5 protein-coding genes are annotated in these 7,891 nt (G+C 67.5%); 2 read left to right on the top strand and 3 right to left on the bottom strand.

Annotated elements, in window-relative coordinates; all coding sequences use genetic code 11:
- Positions 1-312: 312 nt before the first annotated feature.
- The gene (gene cydB, locus HMPREF3086_RS00540) at positions 313-1,368 is read right to left on the bottom strand and encodes a cytochrome d ubiquinol oxidase subunit II (protein WP_070719690.1); all 1,056 of its coding nucleotides are present in this window, start codon (positions 1,366-1,368) and stop codon (positions 313-315) included.
- A 20-nt stretch (positions 1,369-1,388) separates the two neighbouring features.
- A complete protein-coding gene (locus tag HMPREF3086_RS00535) occupies positions 1,389-2,969 on the bottom strand; it encodes a cytochrome ubiquinol oxidase subunit I (RefSeq protein ID WP_070719689.1) in 1,581 nt (526 codons plus the stop codon).
- Positions 2,970-3,112: 143 nt separating this feature from the next.
- Here HMPREF3086_RS00535 and HMPREF3086_RS00530 point away from each other — a divergent pair, with 143 nt between their 5' ends.
- Complete coding sequence (locus HMPREF3086_RS00530; protein ID WP_070719688.1) at positions 3,113-3,472, top strand: BlaI/MecI/CopY family transcriptional regulator; 360 nt, start codon at positions 3,113-3,115, stop codon at positions 3,470-3,472.
- A 14-nt stretch (positions 3,473-3,486) separates the two neighbouring features.
- Positions 3,487-4,320 (top strand): M56 family metallopeptidase, encoded by an 834-nt coding sequence (locus HMPREF3086_RS00525; protein WP_070719687.1) that lies wholly within the window; start codon positions 3,487-3,489, stop codon positions 4,318-4,320.
- 33 nt (positions 4,321-4,353) lie between these two features.
- On the opposite strand, the gene cydC is transcribed toward HMPREF3086_RS00525, so the two are convergent.
- Positions 4,354-7,758 carry a thiol reductant ABC exporter subunit CydC gene (gene cydC, locus HMPREF3086_RS00520; RefSeq protein WP_141763932.1) on the bottom strand — a complete coding sequence of 1,135 codons (3,405 nt, stop codon included), beginning with the start codon at positions 7,756-7,758 and terminating at the stop codon, positions 4,354-4,356.
- Positions 7,759-7,891: the final 133 nt, after the last annotated feature.

The following is a 7,891-nucleotide window of genomic DNA, read 5'->3' as shown; positions in this document are numbered from 1 at the left end:
GCGAAGCGACACCCAGTGGGAAGTAGTCCCGCTGACCCGCGACCTCCCGCAGTCGTAGCAATAGCGCCTCCCGCGAATCTTGCTCGCGGTAGGCACTGCAGCACGACACCGGACCGCCAGCCAGTACTGGCAGAAACCCGCCACCGAGCGCCGGGAGCTGATGCACGGTTAGGTGACAGGGTTAGTCACGCGGTCTGAAGGGCCTCGTCGGTCATGATGGTCTCGAATTCAATGGGGGCCAGTCTGCCGAGGCGGTCCTGCCGTCTACGACGGACCCGGCCATCAGGTTGGTCGCAGTCGGCTGATGGGTGGTTACACCTGGCGCCCGGCGTCTTCGGCCCGCAGAATCGCCGGCAGAACCACGTGTGGCTCGGGGATCATCCCGGGCGTGACGCGGTGCCGGAACACCCAGTAGCTCCATGCCTGGTAACAGAGGATCACAGGCAGCGCCACGACCGTGATGACGGACAGTACGCCGAGGGTATAGGTGCTGTGCGCCGCGGACTGCACCGTGATGTCAAAGGCACTGTCGATAGTGGACGGCAGCAGAACCGGGAACATGGCCAGGAAGATCGCGGCCAGCCCGAACAGGCCGGTGCCGGCATAGCCGGTAAACGCGAGCCCTTCCCGGCCCGCGCGTGCCTGAGCCCATCCGACGCCACCGGAGACCACGGCGAGAAGGGCGACCGTCCACCCCGCCGGTCCGGCACCGTGCTCGAATTGCACCATCGCAATCCAGACGAGCAGCGGCAGCAGGCAGAGGGGAGCCCACCGGACGGCGAAACCGGATGCGCGCCGCCGCACTGGGCCGTCGGCCTTGAGCGCCAGGAACGTGGCGGAGTGGGCCAGGGCAAATCCCACCACGGCGAGGCCACCGACGAGGGCGGGCCACGAGAGCCAGGCAAAGGGACCGCCGACGCGGTCGCCGTTGCCGTCGATAGGCAGTCCGATCGAGGTGAGCGCGAGCAGCGCGCCGATGAAGAACGCGACGGCCGCGGAACCGAGGCCGATCATGTACGTCCAGAACGTCGCCCAGACCCTTGTGCCGACCTTGCCCCGGTACTCGATACCGACGGCCCGCACGATGAGTCCGAGCAACGCGAGGGTCAGCGGCACGTAGAGGGCGGACAGTAGCGCGGCGTACCAGGGCGAGAACGCGGCGAAGAGGGCAGCGACGGCGGTGATGAGCCACACCTCGTTGCCGTCCCAGACGGGGCCGATGGTGTTGAGCATGACGCGGCGGTCGCGTTCGCTGCGGGTCGAGAAGATCATGTGCATGCCCACGCCCAGATCGAATCCCTCGAGCAGGAGGTACCCGGTCCACAGGAGGGCGATGGCGACAAACCAGATGATTGCAAGGGGTTCCATGGTTGTTCCTCGTCTCGTGGTCAGTAGGCAAACGACAGCACGTCGTCGTGCTCGCCGTCCGGGTCGTCGACGTCGTCGTCGTCCTGACCAACGAGTTCGGGCATCGCACTGGCGACTCCACCGCGCGTATACCGCACCAGCAGGTACACCTCGACGACCAGCAGAACCCCGTAGACGGAGCCCAGGGAGATGAGGGAGAACAGCAGCTCCCCGGCGGTCACACCGGGAGATACGGCGGCCTGGGTGTACATGTACACGGAGTCGGCTCCGGTCACGGCGGGGTTCGGGGCCACGACGAACGGCTGTCGGCCCATCTCGGTGAAGATCCATCCGGCGATGTTCGCGGCGAACGGTGCGAGGATTCCGGCGAGCGCGAGTCGCATGAGCCCGCGGGATCCGGGGACGGTGCCGCGCCGGGTGAGCCACAGGGCAACCGCTCCGGCGGCGGCGACTATCCCGCCGAGGCCGATCATGAGGCGAAAGCCCCAGTAGGTCACCCACATGACGGGGACGTACTCGATCTGCGCGCCCGCCCGGTCGCCGTACAGGGCGTCGTCCGGAATCGTCTCGCCGTAGCGGTTCACATACTCGGGTTCGAGGTCGCGAATACCCGGCATGTCGACGCCCCACTCCCCGGTGGCGAGGAAGCCGAGAACGCCGGGGACCTCGATGAGAGTGGTGACGTCGCGGCAGTCCGTGGATCCCGGGTTGCCCAGCGAGAGCACCGAGAAGGAGGAGCCGGAGTGGCAGGCGGCCTCGGCGGCAGCCATCTTCATGGGCTGCTGCTCGTACATGAGTTTGCCCTGGATGTCGCCGGTGACGACTGTGCCGAGGAACCCCACCATGGCGACTATCGCGCCGAATCGCAGGGACCAGATCCAGACGCCGTGGTCGGTGCGGTCACGTCCCGGTATGTCCTGGGCCTGCCCCACGATCACGTGCCCGCGCTCGTCGACGGTGTCGATCCCGTCATGCCGGCGGCGCCACAGGTGGTACCAGGCGATCCCGAGCAGGAACATCCCTCCCACCACGAGCGCACCAAAGACGGCGTGGGTGAACGCTGCCAGTGCGGTGTTGTTGGTGAGCACGGCCCACACGTCAGTCATGACCGGCCGGCCGTCCTCGCCGAGCTCGACGCCCACGGGGTGCTGCATCCACGAGTTGGCGACGATGATGAAGTACGCCGAGACCCAGGATCCGATCACCGCGCACCACAGGGCCGCGAGGTGCACGCCCTTGCGCAGCCTGCCCCAGCCGAAGATCCAGATACCGAGGAAGGTCGATTCGAGGAAGAAGGCGAGCAGACCCTCGAGCGCGAGCGGGGCACCGAACACGTCCCCGACGAACCGGGAGTACTCGCTCCAGGCCATTCCGAACTGGAACTCCTGGACCAGGCCCGTGGCCACGCCGAGGATGAAGTTGATGAGGTAGAGCTTTCCCCAGAATTTGGTCATCCGGAGAAATTTCTCCTGGCCGCTGCGCACCCAGGCGGTGTGCATCACGGCAACCATCGCCCCGAGTCCGATAGTGAGCGGGACCATGAGGAAGTGGTAGACGGTCGTGATGCCGAACTGCCAGCGTGCGATCTCGACAACGTCCATAGGACGCCAACCCCTTTCACCGGATCGGGTGTCGTGTTCACCCGCCATCGGCATTCTACATAGCGTAGAAATATTTCTACCGAGAGTCGAATTTCTTTCGCCACTGATAGAATCCGGCTACAAAGCAGGAGGAGAGGATCACCGTGGCGACCCTGGGCGAGTTGGAGCGTGCCGTTATGGACGTAATCTGGGACCACAGTGGGCCGGTGACGGCGTACGACGTCAAGGGCGTGCTCGACAGCTCCCGGGAGCGCCCACCCGCCGTGACCACCCTGCTCACGGTCTTGAGCCGCCTTGCACGCAAAGGTCTGGTCGTCTCGGATCGCACCGCGCGCCCCCACCGCTACCGCGCTGTGGCCTCGCGGGAGGAGTACACCGCGGAACTCATGCACGAAGTCCTTGGAGACTCCCGGGACCGGCACGCGGTACTTGCACGGTTCGTCGGCGGGGTCTCCAACGATGAGGCGGCGGCGTTACGCACGCTACTGAAGGGAAACGGCTGATCCTCCAGTCGGCGATGTCCACCGGCGCCGTGGGGCTCCTGTTGGCTGGGGTCGCTGTGGCCCTGGCGTGGCCGGTGCCGGTTCTGTTGGCTCGCGCGCGCTGGCCGATGCACGCCCCGGCTCGCGCGCTCCTTCTCTGGCAGGCCATCGGCCTGGCCGGCGGGGTCTCGATGATCGGGGCGCTCGCGCTGATCGGCCGCGCGGTCGCGCCGATCCATTCCCTGGCCGCAGTCGTCCCCGCAATCCTGCTGGGCTGCTACCTTCTCGCGCACCTGGGTGCGACCGTCGTCCAGGTCACGCGGCAACGGCGCCGACATTTGACGCTGCTCCAACTACTCACAGCGCCCCACCCGACCCGCGCGCGAACGCGGGTTATCGATGAGGCCGCACCAGTGGCATATTGCATCCCCCGTGGCGCCGGTTCTGTCACGGTGCTCTCCCAGGGACTTCTCGACAACCTGGATCCAGATGAGCTCGAGGCCGTGATCGCCCACGAACGCGCGCACGTGGAGCAGCGGCACGACATCTTGCAGCTGGCATTCCGGGCCTGGCGGTCAGCGTTACCGGGGCTGCCCACAGCGGTCCTCGCGGAGACGGAGGTCGCCGCGATGGTGGAGATGTTGGCCGACGACCAAGCTCGCCGCGAAGTACGCGACGAGGTGGTGGCCCGCGCGATCCTGCGGGTCGGTGCCGCCGACGGTAGCGGTGAGACCGACAGCGTCGGCGACGACGACCGCAGCGGGAGCAGCAGGAACGAGCGCGGCTGCGGCCACCAGGCCTCCTGCCGCGGCGGCCGCATGAGCGATCGACTCCGCCGTCTCGGTGCCCCGGCCCCCGGCCATGAGTGAACGATGCGGATCTGACGGCTCGCTCCGGCTCGTTCAGCTGAGTCGGACCACCTGGTCCTCGGGCCGCCGGTCGTTGTGGCGGTGTGAAACCAGGATCACCACCTTGTCGTGGGCGGCGGTACGGAGATCTTCCATCATGGCGTCGGCTGTCGGCGCGTCTAGGTGCGCAGTCGGCTCGTCGAGCAGGAGAACGTCGGCGCGCGTGAGCAGTGCCCGTGCCACCGCCAATCGTTGACGCTCCCCTCCTGATAGGGCCCGACCGCCGGCCCCGACCCGGGTGTCCAGACCGTCGGGGAGCGCGTCGAGCAGAACGGTCAAACCGACCCGCTCGAGAACCCGCCGCAGTGCGGCGTCATCGGGGGCCTGGGCGGCCGGCCTGGATAGGAGGAGATTGCCGCGCAGGGTGGAGTCAAAGACGTAGGCGTCCTGCGGGCACCAGGCCACGCGGGATCGCCATTCCTTTTCGGCGAACGTCGTGATCGGAGAGGTCTCGGCCCAGATCGTGCCGCCACTGAGGGGCAGTGCCCCCATCACGGCGGATAGCAGCGTGGACTTACCCGATCCGGACGGCCCGTCGAGGAACAACCAGCACCCCGTGCGCGCGACAGCATCCACCTCCGCCACGGCCGGTCGCGCAGTGTGCGGATACCGAGCAGTAACCTTCTCCAGCGTCACCGAATTCACGGGGCCGTTCGGCGCGCCAACGCCCCATGCGGTCTGCGGGAAGGGGCCCAGTACGGAGCCGAGGCTCTGCAGCAGTGATCGCACGGACGGCACTCGGTGCACTGCCGAGACCCACGCGGCGAGAGACTCACCCAGCGCCAGGCACAGGAGGGCAATCACACTGGCTCGTTCTGCACCCACCGACGGATCGGACACTGCCACGAGCACCGCTAGGAGGCCCGTGCCTGCTGTCACCGCCGCCGTTCCGAGCCCTGTGCCGCGGGTGGCGCGCCGTTCGGCGGCGGCCTGTTTCCGGTTCAGCTCGTCGAGTTGGTCGACCGCCGCCGCTGCCACTCCATTACCGCGTAGGTCCGCCGCTGCCGCGTTCAATGAGGCCGACCCCCGTATCAGGTGGGACCGACCAGCAACCCTGGCCACATCGCCCCCACGTTCGACCGTTGCCACTAGGACCGCGCCGAGGGCCATGGTCGCGCTCAGGCTCACCCCCACCTGCACAGTGAACTCGGGGGTGACCAACCAGGTGGTGAGTGTGGCTCCCAGCAGTACGGCGACTCCGGAGATCACGGGCGTAACGACTCTGGGGAGTTGGTCCCGCAGTTCATCGGCCTGGGTCACGAGGTAGTCCAGGGGCGCCCCACCCTCGAGCAGCCGCCGGGATCCGGTTCCTCGTGCTGCGATCGCTCGCCAGAGCCGCAGCCGAAGGTCATCGATGGTTCGAAAGGCGGCGTGATGGGTGAGTAATTGTTCGGCGTATGTGGCCACCGAGCGTCCGATCCCAAACGCTCGAACTCCGACGATCGCCACCAGGAGATACATGATGTACTCCTCGACGCTCGATCGGACGATCAACCATCCCGACAGCGCGGTGAGCGCCAAGCCCAGCGAGGTGGCGAGCACCGAGATGCCTACCGCCCCCGCCCAGAGCCTGCCGTGGGCACCAATCAGCGCACCGAGTGACAGACGCTGGGCGCCGCCTGTCTCGTCCGACACCTGCTCGTCCGCCCCCGCGCAGACTCCCTGTTCTGGTCCCCGCCCGTAACGACCCTGATCGGCATTCCCGTCCACAGCGGGGACCGGGGAGGCGCCGAGATCACCGTCCCGAGCGGCCTCGGTGAGCGCGGATGCGTCATCGTCTGCGCGGCCGGCCTGCCCAGAGATCCGAATAGTGCTCGTGGCGAGATCAAGTGTCATCGGTTCGTGGCTCGCCAGCACGATCGTGGCACGCTCGGCCCGGCGCACGATCGCGTCCCTGACCAGCTCAGCGGCATGGTGGTCAAGGTGGGCAGTCGGCTCGTCGAGCACCAGCAGGCGGGCGCCGGCGTCCACGCGGGCCAGTGCGCGCGCCACAGACAGGCGTCGGAGTTCCCCCGGGCTGAGTTCGGCGGCAGCCGACTCGGCGACCCGGGATAGTCCGACCTCGGCCAGAGCGGCCGCGGGATCCGCGCCATACAACGCGAGTTCCGCCCGTGGGGTGGCACCGAATACTCGCGGCGACTGGGGTGACCACCCCACGAGGTCAGCCTCGATTCCAGTGACTCGACCATGCACTATCGCATCGACCGGCAGCGCCCCGACCAGCGCCGAGAGGAACGTGGACTTACCGGCTCCACTGGCCCCGGTCACGGCGACAATGCCGCTCAGCTCTGCGTCGAGACCAGTCAATGCCGCGGCCCCGCGACCGGAATAGCGAACCTCGAGCCCTGCGACGCGGACCGTGGCCCCGTGGGCTTCTCGCAGGTCAGTCCCGGGTGCTACCTCGAGATGTTCGCGCACTCGGTGCAGAGCCGCGAGGCCATCCTGTGACGCATGGAATGCCACCCCGACCCGGCGAAACACGGTAAAGCACTCTGGCGCGAGCAGCAGCGCGAGCAGTGCGGGCTGTAGGTCCATCGACCCGCCAAGCAAGCGGAGACCCAAGAAGACCGCTACTACCGCCACAGAGATCGTCGCGATGAGCTCAAGTGCCAGGGCGGACAGGAACGCCCACCTCAGCGTCTCCTGCGTGCGGCGCCCGTAAATCCGCTGGATGGTGTCCAGCGAGTCCGTCTGCTCCTCGACGCGGCCGAGCCCGACCAGCACTGGCAGTCCGCGGGCCAGTTCGGCCAGATGGTCAGACAGCCTGGCCAGAGCACGCAACGCCGCATCTGTGCGTTGACCGGTGTGGCGGCCGATCAGGACCATGAACAGTGGCACCAGCGGGATCGTCACTACAATCGCCAGTGCACTGACCCAGTCGGCGGCGAGGATGCGTACCAGCAGTAGCGGGGGCACCACGATCGCCGCGACTATGGCCGGCACGGATTGCAGGTAGTACTCGTCCAGATCGTCTAAGCCATCCGTGGCGAGCACCGCGGTCCCGCCCCGGGGATCGTGCGCTTGCACCATGTGGCGCCACAGCCGACCCCGCAGGTTCTGCTTGACGGCGATGGCGACCCTGCGTGCACTCGTCTCGGTCGCCCATTCGGCAGCGGCCCGCAGCAGCACACCACTCATACCGAGTACCAGGATCGCCCGCACCGACCCGGTCGAGAGGGTGCCGACCGCCAGTCCCGCGATCCCTCGCGCGACAGCCTCCGCCACCAGCACCAGGCCCAGTGCCCGCAGGGCTGCCAACAGCCCCAGCGCCACGAGGGAGGATCTCGGTGCGGGCCCGAGGTCCGGGCGCGTGGAAATCCGCTGCACAGTCCGCTCGGCCTCGAGCATCCAGGGATCGATCCCCTGGGCGGGCCGCGTGGTCGACCTGCGCATCACCATCCACACACGTCCTCACAGGGGGTTCACCGCAATTGATCATCGACTCCGCCGTGTAATTCTACATTCCGTAGAAGTACGCGCTGGGACCAGGTCGGCGAACACCGGCACAAGGCTGATGACATCACCGATACGC

Origin of the sequence: Dietzia sp. HMSC21D01 (assembly GCF_001815995.1) — a bacterium.
Lineage (GTDB): Bacteria > Actinomycetota > Actinomycetes > Mycobacteriales > Mycobacteriaceae > Dietzia > Dietzia cinnamea.
The sequence above is the reverse complement of the archived record's forward strand: the minus strand, read 5'-3'. Positions and strand labels throughout refer to the sequence as shown.